This is a genomic window from Natronorubrum tibetense GA33 (assembly GCF_000383975.1).
GTDB classification, from domain to species: domain Archaea; phylum Halobacteriota; class Halobacteria; order Halobacteriales; family Natrialbaceae; genus Natronorubrum; species Natronorubrum tibetense.
On record NZ_KB913017.1, the window covers coordinates 1,229,884 to 1,254,835 of the forward strand.

Here is a 24,952-nt window from a genome sequence, read left to right on the forward strand (position 1 = left end):
GGGCGCGCCGAAAGCGTGCCTTCAAGTCCGACGCCGCGCAACGCCACCACATGAACCCAGGCGATCGCGTTCGCGTCGACCGCGCGGATCGCACGTACGAAGGCGTGTTGCTCCCCTCGAGTACCGACGACCACCTCGTCGTCAAACTCGAGGGCGGCTACAACGTCGGCGTCGACCGGGACGGCGCCGACGTCGAACTGCTCGAAGAGGACGTCTACGAGATCGACGGCGACACCGCGGGCGAGGAAGGGAGCGTCTCCGAGATCGAGTTCGACGACGACCTACCGACGATTTCGCTGATCTCGACGGGCGGCACCATCGCGTCGACGGTCGACTACCGCACGGGTGCCGTGACGGCCCAGTTCGACGCCGAGGACGTCCTGCGCGCCGTGCCGGATCTCGCTGGCCGCGCAAACTACCGCGGGCGTGTCGTCGCGAACATCCTCTCGGAGAATATGGAGCCGCCGCTCTGGCAGGACCTCGCCCGCGCCGTCTCCGAGGAGATCGAGGCCGGCGCCGACGGCGTCGTCGTCATGCACGGCACCGACACGATGCAGTACTCCGCGTCGGCGCTCGCGTTCATGCTCGAGACGCCCGTTCCGATCGTCTTCACGGGCAGCCAGCGTTCGGCCGACCGGCCCTCCTCGGACAACGTCATGAACGCCGTTTCGGCCGTCGAAGCCGCTAAGAGCGACTGCGCAGAGGTGCTGGTCTGCATGCACGGTTCCGAGAGCGACGATGTCTGTGCGCTGCATCGCGGAACGCGCGTCCGGAAGAACCACACCTCGCGTCGCGACGCCTTCGAGACCGTCGGTGCGGAGCCGCTGGGCGAGGTCGAGTACGAGACGGAGGCAGTCACGTTTCGACGAGAGTACCAACAGCGAGGCGAGACCGATCTCGAGCTTCGCGACGCCCTCGAGAGCGACGTCGAACTCCTGAAGTTCACCCCCGGGATGGACCCCGCCTTCCTCGACGTCGTCGAGGGGTCGGCGGGGCTGGTCATCGAGGGCACCGGTCTCGGCCACGTCCACACCGACCTGATCCCCCGCATCGAGGAACTGATCGAGGACGGCACGACGGTCGTGATGACGAGCCAGTGTATCGAGGGGCGGGTCTGTGACCGAGTCTACGACACGGGACGGGATCTGCTCGAGGCGGGCGTCGTCGAGGCCGGCGACACCCTGCCCGGGACCGCGAAGGTGAAGCTGATGTGGGCGCTCGAGCACAGCGACAATGTAGAGGAGGCGATGGGGACTTCGCTGGCCGGCGAGATTCAGGAGCGGTCGGTTCCCTGGGAGTAGTCGCAAAATCGACCGTCTCGACAGCGGCTCAGGCGAACGCTCCATCCCATCACCCCGTCGCCGGTATGCGATTCCACGGCACGCTGCGCCCGTCTGAAAAGCGCTTTCCCGCGTGACTTCCTCAGGTGCGTTCAACGAACCATGGTTCCCAATCTGGAGACCGAGACGCCGGTCGAGATCCGCCGGGCGACCCACGACGACTACGAGGCCGTCGTCGACTTCACGAGCGACATCTGGCCGGATCGCGGCGGCGATTACATTCCGAAAATCTACCACGATTGGCTCGAGGACGACGGCGAAGAGGACAGGAAGACGTTCCTTGCGACGGTCGACGGCGAGGCCGCAGGCATCGTCCAGGCCGTCATGCTCACCCCCGACGAGGCCTGGTTTCAGGGGATGCGCGTCTCGGCCGACCACCGACGGCAGGGCGTGAGCCACCGGCTAACCGAGGCCTGCTTCGAGTGGGCTCGCGAACGTGGTGCGACGGTCGGCCGCGTCATGATCTTCTCGTGGAACGCGGTCTCGATCGGGGCTGCCCGTTCGAGCGGCTACGAGCCGATCACGGAGTTCCGGTTCGCCCAACCCACCCCTGATCCCGATACCGAGGGCCCGAATCGGGTCTCGAACGATCCCGCGGCCGCCTGGCGCTACTGGACCCACAGCGACGCCCGCGAGCACTTGAACGGGCTCGGACTCGATCCCGACGAATCGTGGGCCGTCCGCGAACTCGCGCGGGAGGACTTCGAGCGCTTCGCCGACGAGTCGGCCGTCTTCGCGGTCAAGAACGCGGACGGACTCGCGGGGGCGGCCTACCGGAGCCGAACCTACGAGCGGACCGTCGGGAACGATGCCGACGCCGACTCGAGCGACGACACGGAACCCGAAACCGAGACGTGGGCCGAATACGGCGTCGGCGCGTGGGAGGACATCGAAGCGGCCCGCTCGTTGTTCGCGGCGATCGCTCGAGACGCGGCCGACTGCGGGGCCGACGAGACCCGCGTCCTGATCCCCGAAACCGCCCAGTGCGTCTGTGACGTCCCCTACGCCGGAGCAGGAATTTCCGACGAACCGGACTTCGTACTCGGGATCGATTTGACCGTCGACTGACTGGAGACGAGCCGTCGGTGTCGGTCTCTACAGGGGATCGGTCATCGGACGCCCGCGTTTTCGAAGCCCGCGAGACGCCGTTCGTTCAGCGGTGTTGACCGGTGGGGTACCCCTACTTGGTGCGTGCTAGCGTGGGTGAAGACGGTATGGTCGCCGAAGCCCCGCGAGAGAGCCGCCACGACGAGATCGAGGCGATAGTGGAAGCGAAAGACGGCGGCGTGAAACCGGTTCGAGACGAGGCGAACAAGTACACGGTCGTCGGTGCAGCCGAGCGGAGCACCTTCGCGAACTGGTTGACGCCCGTCGAGGAGCACTTCGTTTGCCACCGGAACGACATTCCGGACGGCGACGTCGACGCGTGGACCGTCTCGCTCACCGGACAGGTCGAGGCGACGCTCTCAGTGAGCGATATCGCAGACGAGCACCCCACCGTCGCGGTCGCCCACACGATGGAGTGTGCGGGAAACGGCCGCGGACAACACGACCCCGAAACGGGAAGCGTCCAGTGGGGGTTCGAGGCCGCCGCCACCGCAATCTGGACCGGCGCGCCGCTCGGGTCGATCCTTCGCGACCACGGCGTGGAGTCCACCGAGGGGAAGTGGTTGACCGCGGTCGGCGGGGACCCCGCCGACGGCGACGATGTCTTCGCGCGGTCGATTCCGCTCGAGAAAGCGACCGACGACTGCATCCTCGCCTTCGAGATGAACGGCGAGACGCTCCCGCGGGAGCACGGCTATCCGATCCGATTGATCGTTCCCGGCTGGTACGGCGTCAACAACGTCAAGTGGGTCGAGGAGCTCCGAGTCACGGACTCGATGGTGGGTCAGGGCTCGCTCGACCGGCCGGGCGAACACGCTTACTGGCAGCAGGAAGCCTACCGGATTCACCCCCAGGAGACCGATCCCGACCCGAACGAGACGATCGAGACGGTCGACACCTGGGAGCAACTCGAGGGCGCAGTCGATCACCCCTACACGTTCGACGCGAACGTGATGTCGGTGATCGGGAGCCCAGACGGGGAGTCACCCGTGACGCCGAAAGCGGACGGAACAGTCGATATTCGGGGCGTCGCCTGGGCGGGCGACGACGCGGTCGACCGGGTAGAGCTCTCGACCGACCGCGGCGACACGTGGGACGACGCGGAACTGTTCGGCCCTGACTACGCCGGCGCGTGGCGGCTGTTCCGGTACGGCTGGGACGCAGCGCTCGGACGCCACACGCTCGTATCGCGTGCGACCGACGAACTGGGCCGGCGACAGCCGGCGACCATCTCCGCGCCCGACGCCTGGGGCGAGGTGCTCGAGAACGACGAGTTCCCCTGGAACGAGGGCGGCTACGCCGCAAACGCCTACGAACCAAACGGCGTGACGGTCGAGGTCCGTTCCGCGGACGACTCGACGGAAAACGAGTGACCGGACGGGACAACTCGCGGCTCGACGCCCGCTATCCGCCGCTGACCGGCGGGAACAGCGCCAGTTCGTCTCCGTCCTCGAGTTCCGTCTCGAGCCCTTCCTCCTCGACTAAGACGTTCGTCCCGTTGCGAAGCACGTTGATCTGGGATCGCAACTCGCCGTCGTCCAGGACGCGCGCCTCGAGATCGGGTCGGTCCGCGACGAGTTGCTCGAGGGCGTCTCCGACGGTATCACCGGCAGCGGCGTCGACGGTGACGTGTTTGTCGCCTGCGTGCTCCGCGAGGTCGGCAAAGAGCTTCCACTCCGTAGGCATACGTGGCGGTATCGGTGCCGACGGCAAGTAGCTACCGCTCCCGCGTGCGGTTCGCCGGCGACGCCGACTCCGTCCCCGGTGGCCCTCCCGAGGATGCAGCCGAATCCGCGTTCGATCCGCGTGTCTGTGCGATCTCGGACACCCGCCGCAGCGCCTCCGGACGACCGAGCACGTACGCCGTGTCGCCGGCCTCGAGCCGCGTTTCTCCGTCGGGTAACGCGAGGCGGTCGCCGGCATCGGGTGCCGAGTCCCCGCACTCGACGGCGACGACGAGCACCGGAAGCGAGCCGACGGTCGCTCCCTCGAGTCCGTCGCCGGCCGCGACGGGGAGCGTCGTCACCGTCTCGTCGGCCGCTCGCAGGAGGGAGACGAGGTCGCGCTCCGCGCCCGGATTTCGGGGCAGGGTCACGAGTCGGTGGGCGACGTCGGACTCGAGCGCCTCCGCATCGTCGGCGTCGACGGCGACGGTCGCGATGTCGTCGGCCACGCCGCGGAGTTCGCCGCCGGTCACCCGCCGCAGCGAGTCGCCCTCGCGTCGCCAGATGCGGACCGCATCGCCCGGACTGGCGTCGGGTGCGGGGTCGCCCCGGATCGCAACGGCGACGCTGCCCGGTGCGAGCGTCGGCCCGATCCCGGCCGGACGACTGCCGAGTCCGAGGTGGGAAATCGTGCCGTCGTCGTCGAACTCGACGTCGACGTGGCCGATCCCGTAATCGCGTTCCAGACGCTCGATCAGCCGCTCGCGGAGCCGATCGGTGGTGAGCCGTCGCGGGAGGAGGAACGTCTGGCCCGCGAGTTCCGCCTTCGTCGACGGATCGACGGGGTCGTAGCCGTCGACGTCCGCGATGGTCTCGGGGAGTTCGACGGTGACGACGCGGCCCGCCGAGCGGACGAGTTGGCCGACCTCCGTCATCGTTCGAGGGGTCGTCATGGAGAACACGTCCCGTGCGAGGTAGTCGCCCGCTCGGCGACCGCCGTCGGCGGCGATCGCACTCGCGGAGAAGGCGGCGACGGTGTAGACGGCCGTCGCGGGCTCGAGGAGTCCCGTGTCGCCGATGATCGCGTCCTGCAGGGCGGACTGCGTGTTCAGCCAGATCGCAACCATCGTGACACCGAGTAAGATCGCGATGCCCTCGGGAATCTCGTCCGCGCTGTACCAGCGGAAGACGAACGCCACCGTCGCCCCCGTTCCGGCCGCGAGCAGGCCGAAGCCGAGAATGCGAACGGCAGCGTCCACCAGCGTCTCCGAGGGGAGCGTCTGGGCGGCAATGGGGTCGAAGATGGACACTGCGACGACCGGCTCGAGGACGAACAGGGCGACGACGAAATCGACGAGCGCGGGGCTCATCCGGAAACCCCCTCGACGAACTCGTCGATCGTCTTCTCCGGACCCGCGACGAACATCTCGTCGCCGGTCTCGAGTCGTCGTTCGATGCCGGGGCCGAACACCCAGCCGTGGCGACGACCGCTCGTCTCGCTCCCGTGGCGGCGAATCGCGAGGATCGTCACGGTCCCCGAGGAGACGGCGTCGACGGTCGAATCGCCGGCACCGGCCGGCCCGACGGTGACGCGCCGGATTGCGTATCCAGCCTGCCTGATCAGGGCGAACGCCTCGAACTCGCGGCTGGTTCCGCGCGAACGGACCCGAATCCGCGGTGACTCGGCCTCGAGCAGCGCTTTGGCGTCTCGCCGGGCGACGGAGACGGTGACGCGGCCGACGCCGCCGGCGCTCGCGGTCGTCGGTTTCGCCGCCGGATCGAGCGGCGGCGCGTCCTCGCCGCCGTCGGTGACCGCCGCTCCGGACGGTTCGTCTCCCGACTCGTCGGCCGCGGTCTCGGCGTGTTCCGCGTCGATTTCGGTTCGCGCGCTCAGGACCGTCCCGGAGACTGTTCGCTCGCCGGCACGGACGGTCACCTCGTCCCCGCGGGCCAGCCCCGTCGGAACTAGCGTCGCGAGCGAGACGGCGCGCTGTCCCTCCGAAACGCGCTTCGAGAGGCCGCCCGAGGGCGGTGCTGCGACGATCGTCGCGCGGGCCTGTTCGTCGATCGTGACGTCGACGTCGGCCAGATCGTGGTCCGTTCGCAGGCGTTCCTCGAGGCGAATCTCGAGCTCCGAGAGCGGGATGTCGGCGGGGAGCTTCCACGAGCCGTTTTGCAGCGTCTGTCGGAGGGCGGGCGACAGCGCCGGGTAGCCCTCCATGTTCCGGATCTCGCCGGCAGGCCGAACCGTGACCTGTCCCATCGTCCCGACGAGTTCGACGACATCGGCCGAGAGCGTTCGTTGGCGGATCGAGGTAAAGGAGAGTCGGCGAGGCAGTTCCGCACCGAGTTTGTCGCCCTGGTTGTGCGCGTAGAGCGCGAGCATGAGGACGACGAGGACCGCGACCAGCAGCCGCGGCGACTGCGCGATGTCGGGTTCGACGAGACCCAGCAGCCCGCCCTGCACGCTGGCGATCGAGAGCGCGAGGACGACGACACCGAATCCGGGCAACGTGACACCCGTAAAGTAGCGGACGAGAAAGCCGAGCGAGCCGGCGACGAATGCGGGAACGATTCCCGTTAGAAGACCGAGATAGAGCCCGAGCAGGACTTCGACCGGAAGCGTCATTGGTGGCGACAGGCCCGGGAACGATAAAGGCGTACCGACACCGGATGCGCGTTCCCGACTCGATGACCGCCGCGACCACGCGCGAGCGAACGCCGGGCCGCGGTCGAGACGTGAGGAGGGCAGGCCAAACGAACTTGGCGACGGACGCGGAACATTCACAAAATGAGCGCCGACTCCGATCCGACGTGCGTCGCCATCGCCTGTCAGGGTGGCGGCAGCCATACCGCGTTTACCGCCGGCGTCCTCGATCGCCTGCTGAGCGATCCCGCCCTCGAGCGCGAGATCGATATCGTCGGCTTCAGCGGGACCTCCGGCGGTGCGGTCTGTGCGCTGCTCGCGTGGTACGGCCGCGAACACCCCGACCACGAACCGGAGGACCTGCTCGCCGACTACTGGGCCGATCTGGCGGCCGAGGGGCCGATCGACCGCGCGGCCAACAGCGCGATCCGCTGGAGCAGCCAACTCGGGCGCATGGGCGTTCCGCTTCCCGATGTCAGCCCGTACCACTCTCCGGCCGCCTACTGGGGCAAGCGCGAGTTTCTGGACCTGCTCGAGCGCCACGTCGACTTCGAGGCGATTCCGCAGCTGCTGGACGGCACCGAGCCGGCCCTGTTGATCAGTGCGATCGACGTGCTGACGGGCGAGTTCGAGCTGTTCCGCGAGAACGATCTCTCGCCCGAGGCGATTCTGGCATCGGCCGCGATTCCGTACGCGTTCAAGGCCGTCGAAGTGGACGGCAGCTACTACTGGGACGGCCTGTTCTCGAAGAACCCGCCGGTCAAGGACTTCGTGACGAATCGCGAAACGCCGGATCCCGACGAGATCTGGGTCGTCAAGATCAATCCCGAAGCGCGCGACCGCGTCCCGAAGTCGGCCGACGGCATCGCTGACCGACGGAACGAACTGTCCGGGAACAAGTCGCTCAACGCCGAGATCAACTTCGTCGAGCACGTCAACGACTGGATCGAGGCGGGCTACCTTCCCGAGAAGTTTACCCACACCGAGATCGAACGGATCCGGTTCGGCCGGTCGGATCTCGGCTGGCGAACGAAACTCGAGCGCAGCCCCGAGTTCGTCGAATCGCTCTACGCCGACGGCGAGGACGCGGCTGAAGCGTTCCTCGAGCGGCGATGAAACCGTCCGAAGACGGAGCCGTTAACTAACGCCGCCGCGCACCGGTGGGTATGGCTGAGGTCCGAGCGTGGCAAGATCGGCTGCCCGACAACTGGCGACGGATCCTCTCGACCCGGGCAGCCGTCGCGCTCGCGCTGACCGTCGCGCTGCTCTCGGTCGCGACGGCGATCGTCAACATTGGCACCGATGTCGTCTACGGCCCGCTCGCGCCGTATCTCCCCGACGCTGTCCAAGACACGGCCGGCTTCACCGGCGCGCTGACGGGGTTTATGATGGTCGGCAGCGCGCTCGCGCTGCGTCGCGGACTCCGCGTCGGCTGGTGGGCGACGTTCCTACTCCTCCCGCTAACCGCTGCACAGGGGCTCCTCCAGGCGAGTGTCTACTCACTGCCGCTAATCGTCCTCTCGCTCGTCGCGATGCCGGTGCTCCTCGTCAGTCGGAAGCGGTTCACGCAGCCGCTCTCGCTCGGAACGACCCAGATCGCGGCCGGCTCGGCGCTGCTCGGCGTGCAGCTGTACGGAACCATCGGCGGCTACGCCCTTCGAGATCACTTCGAGGGGATCGACAGCATCCTCGACGCCTTCTACTTCACGCTGATCACCTCGAGTACGGTCGGTTACGGCGATATCACGCCGGATCAGGACTCGACGGAGGGGCTGCTGTTCACGATGTCCGTCCTCGTCCTCGGCGTAGCCAGTTTCGGTATCGCCGTCGGGGCGCTGGTTGGACCGGCAATTCAGGCGCGAATCACGAAAACACTCGGAAAGATGACCGACTCACAGCTCGAACTCCTCGAGGACCACCTTCTGGTCCTCGGCTACGGCGAACTGACGGAACCGATCGTCGACGAACTCGCGGCCAACGGGCGCGAGTTCGTCGTCGTGGCGAACAACCGGGACGTGGCACCCGCGCTCTCCGATCGTGGGATTCCGGTGATCACCGCCGACCCGAGCGACAAAGAGCCGCTTCAACGAGCGAAGATCGAGCGCGCGAACGCGATTCTGGTCGCCACGAACCACGACGCCGAGGACGCGCTCTCGATTCTCACCGCACGGAGCCTCGCACCCGAGACCCGCATCGTCGCCGCCGCGACCGACCGCGAGAACACCGAAAAGCTCGAGCGCGCCGGTGCGGATACGGTGATCAGTCCCTCGGTGCTGGGGGGCCACCTGCTGGTTCGGTCGGCGCTGGGTAGCGACGACAGCGAACTGATCGATCGGATCATCGGCGACAACGATAGTAACAACTGAAACGATGTACACACTGATCGCACGACGGCTGTGCGATCAGGTGTGAAGTGACGTTCAGTGGCTACTAGAGCTCTCGGAACGAGGCGTCGCGGGCGGAGTTCTCAGAGCGGATTCCCCCACGGACGTCGCTTCCGGACTACTCCGGTGCGCCCTCGAGAATCTCGACCCCGCTCGAGGCCCCGATTCGTTCGGCGCCGGCCTCGAGCATGGCCATCGCCTCGTCGTAGCTGCCGACGCCGCCGCTGGCTTTGACCGGTCGGTACTCGCTCATGAGTTCGACATCGACTACTGTGGCCCCTCCATCCGCAAAGCCCGTCGAGGTCTTGACCATCGACGCGTCGGCCGCGACGGCAGCCTCGCAGGCGCGGCGTTTCTCCTCGGCGGTCAACAACGCCGTCTCGATGATCACCTTGACGGGAATCGGCACCGCGGCGACGAGTTCGGCCAGTTCGGCCCTGACGGCGTCGTCGTCGCCAGCTTTCAGCCGACCGATATTGATCACGACGTCGAGTTCGTCCGCACCGGCTTTCCAGGCGAGAACGCCCTCCCGACGCTTCATGTCGTGATCGTTCTGTCCGTGAGGGAAGCCGATCACCGTCGCGAGCGTGACGTCCGGCGCGTAGTCTTCGGCCTCCTCGAGGGCGTACGGCGGGATACAGACGTTCATGCCGTGTTCTCTCGCCTCGTCGAGGACGGTTCGGACGTCGGCCATCGTCGTCTCCGGGCCGAGGACGGTGTGATCGATCATCGGCGCGAGTTCGCTGCGGTTCATACGGGGAGACAGTCGCCGGACCATCAAAAACCCGCCCGATCACTTTTGGCCGCTCGAGTGCAACCAGTTGGCATGAACGACAGTCTGCCTGCCGTCGATCCGGACGTCGCGGCGACCGCCGACGACATCGCCGAGATGGAGATTCGGGGCGCGGCGACCATCGCGGACGCGGCCGCCGAGGCCCTCGCGAGACAGGCCGAGCGCTCCGAGGCCGCGAGCCCGGAGGTGTTTCGCCGCCAGCTTCGCGCCGCCGCGAAGACCCTCTACGAGACCCGACCGACCGCGGTGAGCCTCCCGAACGCGCTCCGGTACGTCCTTCGCGGGATGAGCGGCGAGACCGTCTCGGAACTGCGGGCGTCAACCATCGCTCGCGCCGAAGAGTTTCAGGTGGATCTGTCACAGGCCCAGTCGAAACTCGGCGAAATCGGCTCGAACCGGCTGCGTGACGGCGACGTGGTGATGACCCACTGTCACTCGACGGACGCCCTGTCCTGTCTCGAGGCGGCCGTCGAGGACGGCAAGGAGATCGAAGCGATCGTCAAGGAGACCCGCCCCCGAAAGCAGGGTCACATCACGGCGCGGCAGTTACGCGAGTTGGGGGTACCGGTGACGCTGGTCGTCGACAACGCCGCTCGCCGCTACCTGGACCGGGCGGATCACGTGCTCGTCGGCGCGGACAGCATCGCCGCCGACGGCAGCGTGATCAACAAGATCGGGACCAGCGGGTTGGCGGTCAACGCCCGCGAGCGCGGCGTGCCGGTGATGGTCGCCGCCCAGACGATCAAACTGCATCCGGATACGATGACGGGACACACCGTCGAGATCGAGATGCGCGCGGAACGCGAAGTCGTGAGCGACGAGCAACGGGCCGATATCGCCGGCGAGCGAGCCGACGACGGACTCGTCGTCGAGAACCCCGCCTTCGACGTCACGCCGCCGCGGTACGTCGACGCAATCGTCACCGAGCGCGGCCAGTTCCCGCCGGAGAGCATCGTCATCCTGATGCGAGAGTTGTTCGGCGAGACGACCGGCGAGCCCTGGGCACCCTGAACGACAGCCGTCAGCGACGAGGATGACGGACGATATCGAGACGCGAGTACTACACTGAAAATGTTTCGTCCGAGCGAATAGTTGACAACCGGAAAGTGTTAGTCGCTGGTGTGTGCCACTACCCATATGGTATTACCCGAGGGGTTCGTGCTCCCGCCGTGGTACCTCCTCGTTCCGATTCTCGTGGTACTGGCGGGGGTCATCGCACTGCTGTGGGCGCTCGAGCCGCCGGTGACCGACCGGACGGTGCTGGCGTTCGTCCCGTGGATGTTGTTCGGCTCGGCCTTGCACGTCCTTCACCGACTCGAGGCGTATCCGGACCAATTCGAAACGCTGTTCGCGACGCCGACCGTCTATCTCGTGACGGCGATCATCGCCGGCGGCAGTTGGATCATCGGGATCTTCCTCTACGCGGGCGGGTTGCAGTCGACGATCGAGCGGTTCGTCGGCGTCGCCGGAACGGCGTTTTTCGCCGTCTTCACGATGGTCATCCTCAACATCGGCTGGGAGGAGGGGACGTTCGAACTGTTCTGGCCCGTCATTAGCGTCGTCATCGCCGGAATCGTCACCGCAGTCGCCTGGATCGCGCTCAGCCTCTGGTTCACCGACGTCGCCGCGACGACGAGCGCCACCGGCGCGCTTGTCGTCTTCGGACACACCTTAGACGGCGTCTCGACGGCGATCGGCTACGACGTCCTCGGCGCGGCCGAAGACGTGCCGCTCTCGCGGCTGATCCTCGAGGCCGGCGAGTCGCTGCCAACCGTCGAGTACATCGGCGCCGGCTGGCTGTTCATCCTCGTGAAGGTCGTCTTGGCGCTGGTAATCGTCGGCCTGTTCAAAGAATGGGTCGAGGAGCAACCACAGCAGGCGCGGACGGTGCTCGCACTGGTCGCCGCGGTCGGACTCGGCCCGGGCGTTCACAACGTCTTGCAGTTTATCGTCACCTAGATTTTTTTCAGACGGTACCGTCTTCTCGCTCGTATCGCATGGTTCCCACCGTACTCACCGCCGGCCACGTCAACTGGGATGTCACGCTCCGCGTCGATCGACTCCCCGAGGCCGACGGTGAGGCGACGATCCGCTCACAGCGCCAGTCCGGCGGCGGCAGCGCCGCGAACGTCGCCGCCGCACTCGCCGGCCTCGAGGTCGACACGGGCCTGATCGGCAGCGTCGGCGACGACGACAACGGCCTGCTCGCCAGGCGCGAACTCGAGGACGCGGGCGTCTCGCTCTCGGGGCTGCAGGTCGTCGAGGGAGCCGACACCGCCGTCAAGTACCTGCTGGTCGACGATACGGGCGAGGTGTCGATCCTCGGCAACGACGGCGTCAACGAGGCCGTCCGGCCGGCCGACCTCGACGCGTCTCGCATCCGATCGGTCGACCACGTCCACCTCACGAGCCAGCGCCCCGACACGGCCAACGCCATCGCGACCATTGCCTCGGCGGCCGGCGTTACCGTCAGTTTCGATCCCGGCCGCCGGGTCGGCGACCGGGACTACGGCGAGACGCTCGCGGCGGCCGACGTACTCTTCGTCACCGACCGCGAGGCGACGGCACTCGACGGCGACGCCGACTACCGATCGGCGGACCAAATCCTCGCGATCACGTCCGGGGATGACGGCGCGGCGGTTCGAACCCGCGACGGAACCTACACCCACCCCGGGTTCGACGTCGAAGCCACCGACACCGCGGGTGCGGGCGACGCGTTCGCGGCCGGCTTCATCGCGTCGCGACTCGAGGGTGGGAGCTTCGACCGAGCGCTCGAGTATGCGAACGCCTGCGGCGCGCTCACCGCGAGTCGGGACGGCGCGCGGAGCGCACCGACGGCCGTCGGCGTCGAACGGTTTCTCAATGAACGATCGTGACCGACACACATTTGTTGCAGTTCCTTGTAGTCGGCATCTTCGCAATCCGTCGATTCTCACCCGCCGTTGTCTGACGGTAATTATATAGGCGACGCCGTTGGCCACTCGGATAGATAGTCACGGAGACGTGACGGAGAGACATGACGGAACGAAGGATCAGCGAGTCCCACGGATGCGAGTTTAAACGCCGCGTCCGGTACGAGCGAGACGCGAACGAATCGCCGAGTATCGCGACTGCAACGGCGTTGGCGGAGTTCCACGGCGAGGACGTTGCAGCGAGCAGTACTCGACTGTACGACTACATCGATCCGGACGCACTCGATGCCCTCTTCGCGGAGACACACAGCGGCACCGCTCGAGCGCCGGGCACCGTCGAGTTCACGGTCGAAAACGTGACCGTGACGGTCGAGACCGACCAGGTGGCGGTGGAGCCGAGCGACTGACTGCTGTGCAACGGTTGGTGGACAGTACTCACTGGCGGGTGGGACGGGGGAGATGCAGGTCGCCGGGGCGACGGACTCGGGGCCCGTCCTCGAACCTTTTTTCTCGCCGCCACGGAAACGGAGAGGTATGGCAACGCAACCGCACCTGCTGGTAGACGACGGCGATCTGACAGACCGGGTTCTCATTCCGGGCGACCCCGGTCGCGTCGACCGGATCGCAAGCCACTGCGACGAGCACGAAACGATCGCCGAGAACCGCGAGTACAAGGTCGTCAACGCAACCTACGAGGGCCAGGAGCTGACCATTTGCTCGACCGGGATCGGCTGTCCCTCCGCGGCCATCGCCGTCGAAGAGCTCGCGAACGTCGGCGTCGAGAACTTCATCCGCGTCGGCACGACCGGCGCGCTCCAGTCGGACATCGAGATCGGCGACATGATCGTTGCGACCGGCGCGGCGAAAAACGAGGGGACCTCGAAACGCTACGAGGCCGTCGAGTATCCCGCCGTGCCGGACTACGACGTGCTCTCGGCGCTCGTCGATTCGGCTGAGGCGAACGACGAAGAAGTCCACGTCGGCCCCATCGCCTCCGACGATGCCTACTACGCAGAGTCCGACGAAGCGGTCGAAGACTGGGAGGCTGCCGGCCTTCTCTCCGTCGAGATGGAAGCCGCCGCCGTCTTCTCGCTGGCCCGCCGGAAGGGCCTGCGCGCCGGCGCGATCTGTACCGTCGATGGCAACCTCGTCGAGGGCACCCAGAAGGGCACCGACACCGAGGACGACGAACTCCCGGACAAAGCGAAGAACAACGTCGGCCGCGCGATCGATATCGCGCTCGAGGCCACGACCCAGCTATAACGGTCGCTCGTCTCCGATTCGGACACTCGATTTTCGTCAAAACTCCCGCCCGATAGCGGACGCTCGCTTCCACGGGACTCGAAAACGGGACTGAGCCATACGGTCTGCTGTAAGTCAGTTCCGGTGCAACCGCGACCGTCCTGCGGTTGTACCTTTGACATCCTCCCCGCCCTGAAGAGCGAGGATTCCCGCGTTGGGATATTGTGGTTTACGACGTGACCTGTTCTTGAGGTACGAACGCACCAGTTTCCTTGTCAAACAGGAATGTCGATGGCTGTGCCAACCAGCCGTTACTCCTATCTCCCCCATCACAGGCGAGACTCGGAGATACTTTCTGTCGAATGTTCTCAGCACCATTCACATCAGCGTTCGCCACCATATCGCATTCGTCGCACACGTACAACCCACGTTCAACACGGTTCGCGTCACGTTTGCGAGCACAACATGAACACGACTTCGATGTATCCCGCTCGGATACCTCCTCAACCGAGATACCTTCCGTTTCGGCCTTGTATTCAAGGAGGTCGGTGAACCGGTCGAACGTCCACGAGTGCAAGTCGAGGTTGCCGTGCTTCCCCCAGTTCTTCGCCTCACCGTTCTCCTCGTCTTCGCGGATACCAGAGAGGTCGCCAACCGCGATGATTCCAACACCCTCGTCAACACACCGCTGGACGATGTGTTTTGAGAGTGTGTGGAAGTAGTGAGTACGGCGAGCTGATTTCTTCTGGTTCAACCGCGTGGCCTGTTCGGAGTTCGAATCGTCACACCGGGCAATCCGCTTGCTGAAGTAGTAGTCGTCCTGCTTCAGGCAGCTCAGCGGGTACAGTTCGCTGTGGCCGTCTTCGTAGGCGAGTGCGGCAAAGTTGTTGATGCCGAGGTCAATACCCACCGTCTTCTCACCAGGTGATTCGGCCACTTCGATCTCGACTTTGCACACGAAGTGTAGTTCCCACTCATCACCTGTCCAGACTGCCCGTACTTGTTGGACGCTCTCTACGGTGGAGAGGTCAACGTCGGGACGAGTCTGGTATTCGCAGAGGATGAAGTCCGACCAGTGCTCTTTGAGATTCGAGCCTTTTGAGAGCCGAACACGGTCGTACTGGGTATCGAGCTTGAAGCCAGCGGCTTTGAACGTGATTGTGCTTCGTGGATGTTCGTCACCGTATTTGCGGTAGCCGGGCGGATTCGCCCGCGTGTCTCCGTTGCGCCGTTTGCCGTACCAGCCGTTGAACGCCTCAGCGAGTTCTTGAAGGACTCGCTGACTTGACTGAGAATGTAGGTCATCGTAGCGTTCGTACGACTTGAGGTACGAGGTGAGTTCGTCGTGTTCTGGGATATAGTCGATTTCATCCCAGACACGACTAATTGTCCACCGTCCGACGTTCCAGAGTTTGCTGGCGGCGAACCCGAGCGAATCGAGGTCGTCGGACACCCGTGACTGGTTTCTGATGGAAGCAGTGTAGGTGCGGGTGACGACCTCTTTCGCCATACGTAACCTATGTAAACAAATCTACTTGAAAGTATGGATTACGCAGCGTGGCATATCCTGCCGTGCCATCGAGTAGTGGTTGGTGTAGGGTAGTGTCGGATTCATCCCCGCCCTGAAGGACGGGGCTTTCTCCTGGATTCTCCGTAAATCGTTACAGCAAACCGTATCAGCCGTCCGAAAGCTGTGCTGCAAGCGCCGTCGCCCGATCGGTCAGCGCTTCGGTCGTCGCGGACGCGTCCTGCAACTCGTCGTTGATCGCCGAGAAGAGCCGATCGAGCGCCACCTCCCCACTCTCTCGCTCCCAATCAGCCGTCTCGCGGCTCTCGAGTCGACAGGTCGAACAGCGCTCGCCCTCGAGCGCGTCGAAACAGCCGTGACAGCGCTCGAGACCGGCGACGACCGTTTCGGATCGCTCGACGACGGTTCGAAGCGTCGACTGCAGGTCGGTCGCCGACGCCGAAAACGCCTCGACCGACGACCGAACGTCGGCGTCGAACGCCGATTCGTCGATTGTCGCGAGGCGCTCGAGCTGTGCGTCGGCGATGTCGATCGCGAGCAGGACGTCCTGACGGAGCCGGCGGTACTCCGCGCCCGTGTCGTCGGCTGCGGGCTCGCCGGCGGTCTCGGCCTCGGCGAGCGTCGTCGGAAGCGAGGTCGCGAGCGACGCGAACGAAGCGGCGTCCGTGATCGCTCCGCCCTGCGTGCGGGTCGTCTCGCGGACGTGATCGAAGAGGGTCTCCCGCGACGTCAGTGGCTCGAGGGACGCACTCGAGCGGTCTCCGGAAGGCGAGGACGAAAGCGACGCGAAACAGTCGGTACAGACGGTTACGAGCGTGCTCTCGTGGATCGTCCCCTCGATCGGGATGGCACCGACGGGGTGCACTCGGAGATCCGTCGGGTCGGCGGCGTCGCCGACCGCACCGCAGTGTCGACACGTGTGGTCGTCTCGGTCGAAGACGGCTCGTCGATCGGCCTGCCAGTCGCGGGAAGTCACGAGCGAGCGAAGACAGCGCGACGACAAAAACGCACCGGCTCCCCGAGAGAGCGGCCGTCCGACGCTACCTCAATCACTAACCCGCTAGCTGTCGAACGTGACGTATGGCCGATTCAACCGACAAGTTCGACGACGAATTCGAACTCGGGCCCACGTACGACCGAGACGAACTCGCCGCGGTGTTCCGGGAGTTCGCGACCGCACTGGCGGACGACCAGCCGCTGCAGTTGACCGACGGCGAGCGAACCGCCACCGTCAGGATCCCTCCACGGGTGATCGCGGAGTTCGAGGTCGAACGCGACGCCAACGCCGAACCGCCCGTCGCGGAACTAGAGGTCGAACTCGAGTGGGACGATGCCGACGGCTCGAGCGTTCGGCTCGAGGAGCACGACGGCGCGGCCGTCGATAGCGCGGACGACAAGGACGGCGAAAGCGGCGACGAAGCGAGCGGGAGCGACGATGGGGCGGCCGAAAGCAGCGACGACGTGAGCGAGAACGACGACGAGTCGACCGAAAGCGGTGATGAATACGCCGAGTCCGGGTCCGACGGGGACACGGTCGCGGTATGGGCGGGTGAACGGAGCGGGCGAACCGGACGGTTCGAGGTCTACGAGGACCGTGCCGGCGAGTGGCGCTGGCGGTTGGTTCACTGGAACGGGAACATCGTCGCCGATAGTGGCGAAGGATACTTCTCCCGGTCGAACGCCAAACGCGCCGCACGAAGCGTCATGGTCACGGCACCAGCCGCGAGTATCGAGGATCTATCGGACTGACGTGCTCACGGCCGAAGGTCCTCGAGTTCGACGTCGAACTCGAGGTCCGGCGGTCCGCTGGCATTCTCGTACTCGAGCGACGGGTTCGGACCGGTAGGAATCGCGTTGTACTCCCGGAGGAAGTCGACGATGCCGCGCGCGCCCCCGAAGTCGCCGCGGTAGCGCCGGAACAGTCGCGGAATGGTGGCGACGTCGCCCTCCGGGTCGTATCCGACGTTCTCCTCTAAGAACCACTCGACGGCGATGTCCAGCTCCGCGCCGACGTCGGCCGGCGAGTAGACCGCCACCGGCGGACAGTGCTCGGCACCGTGACTGATCGCGAAGTGGATCCGCGGATCGCAATCGGGCAGCCGGAACTGGCGTTCGAACGACGAGGGGAGCAACCGGGGCAGATAGCCGAGCCCCCAGGGATGTTTCGAGCACCGGAGCATCCCGTGTTTGATGTCGTTGAGGCTCAACCAGACGCCCCCGATCGGGATCCGATCACGGGAGACGAACTTCCAGCGCTGGAGGGGACTTCCCTCGAGCGACGACAGATCCGCCTCCTGGAGCAACTGCGCGTAGGCGTTGTAACAGTTGAGCCAGAAGGCGAGTTTCCCCTCACGAGTGGTGAGCACCCGTTTCAGGTGCGCCTGCTCGAGCGTCGCGAGATGGTCTTGCAACCAGTCGGTATCGCCCTCGGTTTTGACCGCGTACAGCAGATCCGCCGAGAGGGAGAGGGGATCGAGCTGGGTCGACATTCAGTGGTGTGTTAGCGTACCAGACCCTTGAAGACGTGTGGCGAGTGAATCAGACAGTCCCGGCGCTGGATATGTCTGGTCTAGTTTTATCCGGGAGGTCGTGGTCGAAGCCCGTGTGAACCTCAGTAGAGGCTATCTCCTGGCGCTTTTCCTCATCTTCGCCTACTTGTCGTGGCAGCTCGTCACGCCGTTCGTGCAGTACGTCCTCGGCGCGATCCTCATCGCGTTCGTCCTCTACCCGCTCCAGGGACGCCTCGAGAACTACGTCTCCTCGACGGTCGCCGCACTCGCGCTCGTACTCCTCGCGGTCGTCGGCTTCATCGTCCCCTTCGTCGTCGTCGCGGTGGCGGTCGCCGACGACGTGGCGAACATTCTCCAGAGTATCGACCCCGAGACGCTTCAACTGGCGGAGATCGAGGACCGCATCGCGGAAGAGACCGGTTTCGATATCGACATCACGGAACAGCTGGCCGGCTCGGCCGAACAGATCGGGACGGTGCTGTTAGAGCAGACGACCGCGTGGTTCAGCGCGCTGACCCACGCCCTGATCGGGCTGGGGCTCATGCTGTTCGTGCTCTACTACCTGCTCAAGGAGGGCGACGCTCTCATCGGATGGCTCCGAGAGATGACGCCGCTGCCCGAGGACGTGCAGGACGACCTTTACGGCGAACTGAACGAGGTCATGTGGGCGGTGTTGGCCGGCCACGTGTTGATCGCCATCATCGAGGGCGTCATCGCCGGGCTCGCGCTGTTCGCGACCGGGATCCCGAACGCGGCGTTCTGGACGTTCATCATGGTGATCCTCTCGCTGGTGCCGCTGATCGGCGCGCCGCTGGTGTGGATCCCCGCGGCGATCTACCTCTTTGCGATCGGCGAACCCGTCCTCGCCGTGGCGCTCGCCGTCTACAGCGCCATCGTCGTCGGCGTTGCCGACGACTACCTGCGGCCGATCGTCGTCGACCAGTTCGCCGAGATCAGCCCCGCGGTCATCATCCTCGGCGTGCTCGGCGGAATCTACGCGTTCGGCATCATGGGGCTGTTCTTCGGTCCCGTCATCCTCGGCGCGCTACTCGCGGTGATCGACGTCATCAACGACAACTACGATCGGCTCGGGGAGGAAGCCAGGACGGCCGAGAACTGACTGCGGGGTGGCGACCCCGCCGCGTCTCGACCGTGTGAGGCGAACGGGACGGGGCGTGGAAGAAGCCGGTAGCAGCTATTTACCTGTCGAGGCTGTCGGTCATCCATCGATGGCAGACGGCGACTCCGTACTCGAGTCCGTTCGGAATCGTTTCGGAACGCCCGAGCGGCGGATCGACCGCTCGAGGCGCTGATCGAGGACGAATAGCGTTCGTCGCCGCATCGTCTTCGGAACGGTCTCGGCGAACCGATCGACGGAATCAGTGTCCACTATCGGTAGGGCCGTCACGTCGTACCCGCCGTGCAGTCGATGACGATCCGTCACGAGGTGGCGCTATGTAACTGCGTCGCATACTGAGACGAGGGTGCCCCGAAACATGGTAGAAGCACACAAACTCGATTGCGAATCGGTGTCGGACACGTGTCGATTCATCGTTCAATCGGAAGACGAAGACGAAGCGGTCGAATTGGCCAAGAACCACATGGCGGAGATTCACGGGCAGGAGTTGACGAGCGAGGAGCTTCGAGACAAGCACCTGCAAATCGTCTGACGAACCCGCGATGCCGGTCTGCTGCTGATCGTTTCGTCTCTCTCGCTTTTTTAACGGATTGTGGATAGTACGGTTCCGGGCGGCGACGAACCACTAATAGGAGTCCCCCACCCCCTCACTCGAGCGCTGCGTCGACGAACTCGATCGGCGTCGGCGGCTCCTCGGTCGCGCCGGGGCGGTTCTCGAGTTGCGTCCGACAGGATGCGCCGGGGGCGACGACGCGCTCAGCGTCGCTCTCGTCGACCTGTTCGTAGAGGATCGAGGCGATGGCGTCGCTCATCGAGGCATGCTCGGCCTCGTAGCCGAAGGAGCCGGCCATCCCGCAACAGCCCGAATCGAGCGGTTCGACGGCGTAGCCCGCCCGTCGCAGGACGCCGACCGCGTGGTGGTCCTTCCGCGTCGCTTTCTGGTGGCAGTGGCCGTGGTAGGTGAGCGCCTCTCCAGCGGCGTCGGCGTCGAAGGCGATCCCCTCGTCCAGCCGGAAGGCGTCGACGTACTCGCAGACGCCGTAGGTCGCGTCTGCCACCTGCGCGACGCGCTCGTCCGTGAGCAGATCGCCGTAATCAAGCTGGAACATGACCGCGTCCGAAGGCTCGATGACGACGATTTCCCAGCCCTCCTCGACGAGCGGGGCGAGCTTCGAGACGTTCTCGTGGGCCGTCTCGCGGGCCTTCTCGAGGAAGCCCTTCGAGTACGCCGGCCGACCCGTGTCGCCGAGTTCGTTCGGAACCGTGACGTGGACGTTCGCGGCCTCGAGGACGCGGACGGCGGCCTTCCCGGCTGCCGGATGGTTGTAGTTGGTGTAGGTGTCGGGATAGACGACCGCCTTGCGGTCGGCTTCGGCTTCGCCGACTCGAGAGCCGCCGCGATGTTCGAACCAGTCCCGGAACGTGTTCGCGTGGAACGTCGGCAGCGACCGACTCGAGTCGATTCCCACCGTCGCCTCGAGGAGTTTTCGGGCCCCGGGGAGCTTCGACGCGGTGTTCGAGAGCGGCGCGAGACGCGAGCCCCACGCCGAGAGCGTCGCGACGTTCGCGAAGAGCCGATCCCGGAGCGTCGAGCCGTTGCGCTGGTGGTACTCGTGGGTCACTTCGGCCTTGAGCTTCGCCATGTCGACCTCGCTCGGGCAGTCGATGGCACAGCCCTTACAGCCGATACACAGCCCCATCACCTCCTCGACGAACTCGTCGGTGAAGGCCTCCCCGGGCTCTAAGTCGCCGCTCATCGCCTGCCGGAGTCCGTTCGCCCGTCCGCGGGTGGTGGTGATCTCCTCGCGGCTCGCGCGGAACGTCGGACACATCACGCCCCCGGTGGTCTCCTGTTCGCCGCGACAGCCGCCACAGCCGTGACAGAGTTCGACCATCCCCTGCATCCCGTTGTCGTTCTCCCAGACGAGTTCGGGCTCGAAGCCGGCCTCGAACTCGTAGTCGGGATCGAATCGGAGGTGCTCGCGCAGGTCGGTGGGATCGTCCTCTCGAAAGACGACCTGTCCCGGGTTCAGGAGCCAGTCGGGGTCGAACGCCGTCTTCAGGTCCTGGAAGCTCCGCCAGAGTTCGTCGCCGTAGAGTTTCTGGTTCCACTGAGTCCGGGCGCGGCCGTCGCCGTGTTCGCCCGACACCGAGCCGCCGAGGTCGACCACGAGATCCGTCACGTCGTCCGCGATGCCGTGGAGCTGATCGATACCGATCTCGGACTTCGTGTTCACCAGCGGGCGGATGTGGAGCACGCCGGGCCCCGCGTGGGCGTAGAAGGCGGCGTAGGTGTCGTGATCCTCGAGGATCGACTCGAAGCCCTCGACGAACTCCGGAAGCTGGGCGGGCGGGATCGCCGTGTCCTCGATGAACGAGATGTGCTTCTCGTCGGTGGTCCGCGAGAGCAAGATCGGGAGGCCGGATTTGCGGAGCTTCCAGAGTTGTGCGCGCTCTTCTTTTTCGTAGGCCTCGAGAGCCTCGATGGCGAGCGTCTCGGCCTCCGTTTGCGGCGCGTCCACGGACGGCTCCCTGGCCGGCGTCGCCGACGGCACGCGGTCGGAGAGCAGGCCCGCCACTTGCTCTTTCCCGTGGTCGTCATCCTCGGCGTAGAACTCGACCAGCAGAACGGCGTTCGTCCCGTCGGGGAGGATCTCCGTGACCGGCCCGAACTCCGCCGTGTCGCGGGCCAGATCGATCAACACGTCGTCGAGCACCTCGACTGCGGAGGGCTCCTGGGCGAGGATCGGTTCGACATCCCGCATCGCGTCGTGGAGATCCGAATAGCAAAGCAGCGTGACGGCTTTCGTCTCGGGGATGGGCTCGAGCGAGACCGTCGCCTCGGTGACGACGGCGAGCGTCCCCTCGCTGCCGGCCAGCAGACGCGCGAGATTGACGGTTCCGGGTTCGCCGGTGTCTTCGCCGCCCGGCATCGTCTTTCCGCGGGCCTCCGCGACGAGTCGGTCGAGGTTGTACCCCGAGACGTTGCGTTTCAGGTCGGGGTAGGCCTCCTCGATCAGGTCGCCCTCCTCCTCGAGAATCCGGTCGACTTCGGCGTAGATCCGCCCCTCGAGGTCGCCGTCCGGATCGGCGCGTTTCGAAATCTCCTCGAGCGTGACCTCGCCGAACGTCGTCACGGTTCCGTCGGAGAGCACCGCTTCCACGTCCTCGATGTAAGCGTCGGTCTTCCCGTACTTCAGCGAGTGCGAGCCCGTCGAGTTGTTGCCGATCGCGCCGCCGATGGCGCTCTTGTCGCCCCACGCCGGGTCGGGTGCGAACTTCAGGTCGTGGGTGGAAAGCGCCTCGTTCAGCGTCCCGAGAATCGTCCCGGGCTGAACTGTCGCCGTCCGGCCGTCGGGATCGATCTCGAGGATCTCGTTCATGTGGCGCGAAAAGTCGAGCACGACCGCGCGGTTGACCGTCTGCCCGGCGAGACTCGTTCCGCCGCCCCGCGGGAGCACCGGAATCCCGCGTTCGGCGCAGTAGTCGACGATGCCGGAGACGTCGGCCGTCGACTCGGGAAACGCGACCGCAATCGGCGTCATCTCGTACGCGCTCGCGTCGGTCGCGTACAGTTCGCGGGAGTAGGAGTCAGCACGGACCTCGCAGTCGACGAGAGCCTCGAGGTCGTCGACCAGCGCCGGACGATCGACATCGTCGCTCCGATAGTCGTAGTTCGCGCGTCGGTCGGCGGCCGGGTCGGCGCTCGGCTCGAGAGACATACCGTATAGTAACGTCCAAGCGGCTAAAAGCGTCTGGCATTACCGAACCGGCAGTCGCCGGTATTGTCAACCCCCGTTCGGGTCCGGACGGAAGCGCGGCCGCGACGAACGAATCGTACTGGTATCGGAGACTGACTCGAGTGTCGGCTGGTCGTCCGCGAGTTTGCGGTCCGCTCGAGCGAGTGGTGTCCGTCCCTCGAGGGGCGTCGTAACGGGGGAGTCGGCTGCTGGTGCGACGAACCGACTGGCCGATCGGAGCGGATCTCGAGGCTCCGATCGCCCGTTGGGGATGCAATCTGGTGATGATCGAGTTGAAACGGCCCCGTCGTTTTTCCACGGACGCCCCCGGGGCCACCGTCCAGTTGACGAACGGCACGCGTTTTTGGTGACCAGCGCTAACAAGCGACATGCCTTACTAGTTGGGTCGTTGTTGCGGTCGGAGACCGACCAACATCCTCTCGGGAGCTGTCGTTTCACCGCCGAGCAATCGGTCGAGCAGACGGCGTTGTGGATTTCATGATGGACCGAAGATAATTATCGGCACGATATGTAAGTGATGGCATCACATTCGGAGAGGACACGGTCGTTCACGACTTAGCCTCTAACAGAGCAGTAGAGTGCTTCACCCGAGTTCTGATATGGATTGTTGTAACGATGCGCCGGCGAAACCGCGACCCGAGTGGCGGTTGCGCCGGAAATGACTTACAGTGACCCGTATGAGGCACGGTTCGTCCAATATTCGCGGTGAGCCAAATCGGTGCGCAGAATCGGGGGCCACATCGAGGTATCAAGTTAAAGCGCCGTTCAGGACGCTAAGTCCGAAGAACGTCGGTCGTCGTCTACGAAGCTGAACGCTCGTCGGTGTCGTTCAGAACAATAGTCGAAAGATAGAGAGGTTCGAAGACCACTCAGGTCACATATGATTTTTGCTGCGCCGAGTCCGCCAACAGCGAGCGGACGATCCAGACCGACGAGCGCCGGACTCAGTCGTCGCCCCACCCGCCGCTCGTGCCGACGCGCTCGCCGTCCTCCCAGACGTAGTACCCCTCGCCGGTCTTCTTACCGAGTTTACCCGCGCGGACCTTTCGCCGCAGCGACTGCGGCGGTTTGAACCGTTCGCCCAGTTCCTCGCGGAGATGTTCGGCGATGTGCAGTCGAACGTCGAGTCCGACGTGATCGGTTAACTCGAGCGGCCCCATCGGATGGCCGTAGCCGATCTCCATCCCCTCGTCGATGTCGGCCGGGCTGGCGACGCCCTGCTCGACCATCCGGATCGCCTCGAGGCCGAGCACGATCCCCAGTCGCGAGGTCGCGAAACCGGCCGTGTCCCGGACGACTACGTCCTCCTTCTCGATCCCTCGGACGTAGTCGACGGCAACCGCTTCGGTGCGTTCGTCGGTCTGTTCGGCGATAATGATCTCGACCAGATCCATGATGTGGGGCGGGTTAAAGAAGTGGAGGCCGACGGCGCGCTCGGGGTGTTCGAGCGCGCTGGCCATCTCCGTCACCGACAGCGAAGACGTGTTCGAGGCGATAACCGTCTCCTCGCTCGCGGCATCCTCGACGTCCGAGAACACCTCTTTCTTCAGGTCCATATCCTCCGGCACGGCCTCGACGACGAGGTCGGCGTCTTCGACGGCGTCCTCGAGGTCGGTCGTCCCCTCGATGCGCTCCAGGGTCGTCTCCATCTCGTCTTCGGTAAGCTTGTCCCGGTCGACGCCCCCCTGCAGGTTGTCGCGGATGCCCTCGAGTCCGTTCTCGACGAACTCCGCATCGATGTCCCGCAGGACCACGTCGTGGCCTGCCATCGCCGACACCTGCGCGATCCCGTGTCCCATGCTTCCGGCTCCGAGCACTGCGATTTGCATACGTGTAGCATCTCCAGTACCGATCAAAAGCGTTCCTCTCTCGAGACGTCCGGCAACATTCGCTCGAACGCGATTCGTGACCACTGCGGCGGAGGCG

At 65.4% G+C, this 24,952-nt stretch carries 23 protein-coding genes; 13 read left to right on the forward strand and 10 right to left on the reverse strand.

Annotated elements, in window-relative coordinates; all coding sequences use genetic code 11:
- Positions 1 to 50: 50 nt before the first annotated feature.
- The 3 genes from gatD (at position 51) to NATTI_RS0106560 (ending at position 3,820) form a co-directional block, all read left to right on the forward strand.
- Positions 51 to 1,301 carry a Glu-tRNA(Gln) amidotransferase subunit GatD gene (gene gatD, locus NATTI_RS0106550; RefSeq protein ID WP_006088785.1) on the forward strand — a complete coding sequence of 417 codons (1,251 nt, stop codon included), beginning with the start codon at positions 51 to 53 and terminating at the stop codon, positions 1,299 to 1,301.
- A gap of 141 nt (positions 1,302 to 1,442) precedes the next feature.
- Positions 1,443 to 2,408, forward strand: coding sequence for a GNAT family N-acetyltransferase (locus tag NATTI_RS0106555; protein WP_006088784.1), 966 nt, complete (start codon positions 1,443 to 1,445; stop codon positions 2,406 to 2,408).
- A 146-nt stretch (positions 2,409 to 2,554) separates the two neighbouring features.
- Positions 2,555 to 3,820 (forward strand): sulfite oxidase, encoded by a 1,266-nt coding sequence (locus NATTI_RS0106560; protein ID WP_006088783.1) that lies wholly within the window; start codon positions 2,555 to 2,557, stop codon positions 3,818 to 3,820.
- A 31-nt stretch (positions 3,821 to 3,851) separates the two neighbouring features.
- On the opposite strand, the gene NATTI_RS0106565 is transcribed toward NATTI_RS0106560, so the two are convergent.
- The 3 genes from NATTI_RS0106565 to NATTI_RS0106575 are packed head-to-tail and all read right to left on the reverse strand — an operon-like array spanning position 3,852 to position 6,740.
- Complete coding sequence (locus tag NATTI_RS0106565; protein ID WP_006088782.1) at positions 3,852 to 4,133, reverse strand: ubiquitin-like small modifier protein 1; 282 nt, start codon at positions 4,131 to 4,133, stop codon at positions 3,852 to 3,854.
- Between the two features lie 31 nt (positions 4,134 to 4,164).
- Positions 4,165 to 5,481: a TrkA C-terminal domain-containing protein gene (locus NATTI_RS0106570; protein WP_006088781.1), complete on the reverse strand. Its 1,317-nt coding sequence runs from the start codon at positions 5,479 to 5,481 to the stop codon at positions 4,165 to 4,167.
- A complete protein-coding gene (locus tag NATTI_RS0106575) occupies positions 5,478 to 6,740 on the reverse strand; it encodes a hypothetical protein (RefSeq protein WP_006088780.1) in 1,263 nt (420 codons plus the stop codon). The genes NATTI_RS0106570 and NATTI_RS0106575 overlap by 4 nt, the downstream gene beginning before the upstream one ends.
- Positions 6,741 to 6,902: 162 nt before the next feature.
- On the opposite strand from NATTI_RS0106575, the gene NATTI_RS0106580 reads away from it, so the two are divergent.
- Positions 6,903 to 7,874 carry a patatin-like phospholipase family protein gene (locus NATTI_RS0106580; protein ID WP_019991688.1) on the forward strand — a complete coding sequence of 324 codons (972 nt, stop codon included), beginning with the start codon at positions 6,903 to 6,905 and terminating at the stop codon, positions 7,872 to 7,874.
- 50 nt (positions 7,875 to 7,924) lie between these two features.
- Positions 7,925 to 9,124, forward strand: coding sequence for an NAD-binding protein (locus NATTI_RS0106585; RefSeq protein WP_006088778.1), 1,200 nt, complete (start codon positions 7,925 to 7,927; stop codon positions 9,122 to 9,124).
- A 136-nt stretch (positions 9,125 to 9,260) separates the two neighbouring features.
- Here the strand turns inward: NATTI_RS0106585 and deoC are convergent, their stop codons facing one another.
- On the reverse strand, positions 9,261 to 9,896 hold the full coding sequence (deoC, locus tag NATTI_RS0106590) for a deoxyribose-phosphate aldolase (protein WP_006088777.1): 636 nt from the start codon (positions 9,894 to 9,896) through the stop codon (positions 9,261 to 9,263).
- Between the two features lie 72 nt (positions 9,897 to 9,968).
- Between deoC and NATTI_RS0106595 the strand changes: the two genes are divergently transcribed.
- From NATTI_RS0106595 to NATTI_RS0106615, 5 genes are all read left to right on the forward strand, one after another.
- Complete coding sequence (locus NATTI_RS0106595; protein ID WP_006088776.1) at positions 9,969 to 10,946, forward strand: ribose 1,5-bisphosphate isomerase; 978 nt, start codon at positions 9,969 to 9,971, stop codon at positions 10,944 to 10,946.
- Between the two features lie 126 nt (positions 10,947 to 11,072).
- A complete protein-coding gene (locus NATTI_RS0106600) occupies positions 11,073 to 11,894 on the forward strand; it encodes a DUF63 family protein (RefSeq protein ID WP_006088775.1) in 822 nt (273 codons plus the stop codon).
- A gap of 38 nt (positions 11,895 to 11,932) precedes the next feature.
- A complete protein-coding gene (locus NATTI_RS0106605) occupies positions 11,933 to 12,811 on the forward strand; it encodes a carbohydrate kinase family protein (RefSeq protein WP_006088774.1) in 879 nt (292 codons plus the stop codon).
- 140 nt (positions 12,812 to 12,951) lie between these two features.
- Positions 12,952 to 13,254, forward strand: coding sequence for a HalOD1 output domain-containing protein (locus NATTI_RS0106610; RefSeq protein ID WP_006088773.1), 303 nt, complete (start codon positions 12,952 to 12,954; stop codon positions 13,252 to 13,254).
- 127 nt (positions 13,255 to 13,381) lie between these two features.
- A complete protein-coding gene (locus tag NATTI_RS0106615; RefSeq protein WP_006088772.1) occupies positions 13,382 to 14,110 on the forward strand; it encodes a nucleoside phosphorylase in 729 nt (242 codons plus the stop codon).
- A gap of 208 nt (positions 14,111 to 14,318) precedes the next feature.
- On the opposite strand, the gene NATTI_RS0106620 is transcribed toward NATTI_RS0106615, so the two are convergent.
- Together NATTI_RS0106620 and NATTI_RS0106625 are read right to left on the reverse strand one after the other, a co-directional pair.
- Entirely contained in the window at positions 14,319 to 15,599 is a 1,281-nt protein-coding gene (locus NATTI_RS0106620) for an RNA-guided endonuclease InsQ/TnpB family protein (protein WP_006088742.1), read from the reverse strand.
- Positions 15,600 to 15,765: 166 nt separating this feature from the next.
- Entirely contained in the window at positions 15,766 to 16,593 is an 828-nt protein-coding gene (locus tag NATTI_RS0106625) for an HNH endonuclease (protein ID WP_006088743.1), read from the reverse strand.
- Between the two features lie 104 nt (positions 16,594 to 16,697).
- Here NATTI_RS0106625 and NATTI_RS0106630 point away from each other — a divergent pair, with 104 nt between their 5' ends.
- Complete coding sequence (locus NATTI_RS0106630) at positions 16,698 to 17,366, forward strand: amphi-Trp domain-containing protein (RefSeq protein ID WP_006088744.1); 669 nt, start codon at positions 16,698 to 16,700, stop codon at positions 17,364 to 17,366.
- 5 nt (positions 17,367 to 17,371) lie between these two features.
- Here the strand turns inward: NATTI_RS0106630 and NATTI_RS0106635 are convergent, their stop codons facing one another.
- Positions 17,372 to 18,106, reverse strand: coding sequence for a DUF547 domain-containing protein (locus NATTI_RS0106635; protein WP_006088745.1), 735 nt, complete (start codon positions 18,104 to 18,106; stop codon positions 17,372 to 17,374).
- Between the two features lie 115 nt (positions 18,107 to 18,221).
- Between NATTI_RS0106635 and NATTI_RS0106640 the strand changes: the two genes are divergently transcribed.
- Positions 18,222 to 19,247, forward strand: a complete 1,026-nt coding sequence (locus NATTI_RS0106640; protein WP_006088746.1) for an AI-2E family transporter — start codon at positions 18,222 to 18,224, stop codon at positions 19,245 to 19,247.
- Between the two features lie 99 nt (positions 19,248 to 19,346).
- Here NATTI_RS0106640 and NATTI_RS24955 read toward each other — a convergent pair whose 3' ends face one another.
- Positions 19,347 to 19,517 (reverse strand): hypothetical protein, encoded by a 171-nt coding sequence (locus NATTI_RS24955; RefSeq protein ID WP_019991689.1) that lies wholly within the window; start codon positions 19,515 to 19,517, stop codon positions 19,347 to 19,349.
- A 106-nt stretch (positions 19,518 to 19,623) separates the two neighbouring features.
- Between NATTI_RS24955 and NATTI_RS25245 the strand changes: the two genes are divergently transcribed.
- Entirely contained in the window at positions 19,624 to 19,797 is a 174-nt protein-coding gene (locus NATTI_RS25245) for a DUF1059 domain-containing protein (RefSeq protein WP_006088747.1), read from the forward strand.
- 115 nt (positions 19,798 to 19,912) lie between these two features.
- Here NATTI_RS25245 and NATTI_RS0106655 read toward each other — a convergent pair whose 3' ends face one another.
- Both NATTI_RS0106655 and NATTI_RS0106660 read right to left on the reverse strand, forming a co-directional pair.
- Entirely contained in the window at positions 19,913 to 22,987 is a 3,075-nt protein-coding gene (locus tag NATTI_RS0106655; RefSeq protein ID WP_006088748.1) for an FAD-binding and (Fe-S)-binding domain-containing protein, read from the reverse strand.
- Between the two features lie 983 nt (positions 22,988 to 23,970).
- On the reverse strand, positions 23,971 to 24,855 hold the full coding sequence (locus tag NATTI_RS0106660) for a 3-hydroxyacyl-CoA dehydrogenase family protein (protein ID WP_006088749.1): 885 nt from the start codon (positions 24,853 to 24,855) through the stop codon (positions 23,971 to 23,973).
- Positions 24,856 to 24,952 lie beyond the last annotated feature (97 nt).

What these genes read in the sequence shown, in the direction of transcription:
- gatD (WP_006088785.1), top strand. Translation starts at nt 51, where the DNA reads ATGAACCCAGGCGATCGCGTTCGCGTCGACCGCGCGGATCGCACGTAC.
- NATTI_RS0106555 (WP_006088784.1), top strand. Translation starts at nt 1,443, where the DNA reads ATGGTTCCCAATCTGGAGACCGAGACGCCGGTCGAGATCCGCCGGGCG.
- NATTI_RS0106560 (WP_006088783.1), top strand. Translation starts at nt 2,555, where the DNA reads ATGGTCGCCGAAGCCCCGCGAGAGAGCCGCCACGACGAGATCGAGGCG.
- NATTI_RS0106565 (WP_006088782.1), bottom strand. Translation starts at nt 4,133, where the DNA reads ATGCCTACGGAGTGGAAGCTCTTTGCCGACCTCGCGGAGCACGCAGGC.
- NATTI_RS0106570 (WP_006088781.1), bottom strand. Translation starts at nt 5,481, where the DNA reads ATGAGCCCCGCGCTCGTCGATTTCGTCGTCGCCCTGTTCGTCCTCGAG.
- NATTI_RS0106575 (WP_006088780.1), bottom strand. Translation starts at nt 6,740, where the DNA reads ATGACGCTTCCGGTCGAAGTCCTGCTCGGGCTCTATCTCGGTCTTCTA.
- NATTI_RS0106580 (WP_019991688.1), top strand. Translation starts at nt 6,903, where the DNA reads ATGAGCGCCGACTCCGATCCGACGTGCGTCGCCATCGCCTGTCAGGGT.
- NATTI_RS0106585 (WP_006088778.1), top strand. Translation starts at nt 7,925, where the DNA reads ATGGCTGAGGTCCGAGCGTGGCAAGATCGGCTGCCCGACAACTGGCGA.
- deoC (WP_006088777.1), bottom strand. Translation starts at nt 9,896, where the DNA reads ATGAACCGCAGCGAACTCGCGCCGATGATCGATCACACCGTCCTCGGC.
- NATTI_RS0106595 (WP_006088776.1), top strand. Translation starts at nt 9,969, where the DNA reads ATGAACGACAGTCTGCCTGCCGTCGATCCGGACGTCGCGGCGACCGCC.
- NATTI_RS0106600 (WP_006088775.1), top strand. Translation starts at nt 11,073, where the DNA reads ATGGTATTACCCGAGGGGTTCGTGCTCCCGCCGTGGTACCTCCTCGTT.
- NATTI_RS0106605 (WP_006088774.1), top strand. Translation starts at nt 11,933, where the DNA reads ATGGTTCCCACCGTACTCACCGCCGGCCACGTCAACTGGGATGTCACG.
- NATTI_RS0106610 (WP_006088773.1), top strand. Translation starts at nt 12,952, where the DNA reads ATGACGGAACGAAGGATCAGCGAGTCCCACGGATGCGAGTTTAAACGC.
- NATTI_RS0106615 (WP_006088772.1), top strand. Translation starts at nt 13,382, where the DNA reads ATGGCAACGCAACCGCACCTGCTGGTAGACGACGGCGATCTGACAGAC.
- NATTI_RS0106620 (WP_006088742.1), bottom strand. Translation starts at nt 15,599, where the DNA reads ATGGCGAAAGAGGTCGTCACCCGCACCTACACTGCTTCCATCAGAAAC.
- NATTI_RS0106630 (WP_006088744.1), top strand. Translation starts at nt 16,698, where the DNA reads ATGGCCGATTCAACCGACAAGTTCGACGACGAATTCGAACTCGGGCCC.
- NATTI_RS0106635 (WP_006088745.1), bottom strand. Translation starts at nt 18,106, where the DNA reads ATGTCGACCCAGCTCGATCCCCTCTCCCTCTCGGCGGATCTGCTGTAC.
- NATTI_RS25245 (WP_006088747.1), top strand. Translation starts at nt 19,624, where the DNA reads ATGGTAGAAGCACACAAACTCGATTGCGAATCGGTGTCGGACACGTGT.
- NATTI_RS0106655 (WP_006088748.1), bottom strand. Translation starts at nt 22,987, where the DNA reads ATGTCTCTCGAGCCGAGCGCCGACCCGGCCGCCGACCGACGCGCGAAC.
- NATTI_RS0106660 (WP_006088749.1), bottom strand. Translation starts at nt 24,855, where the DNA reads ATGCAAATCGCAGTGCTCGGAGCCGGAAGCATGGGACACGGGATCGCG.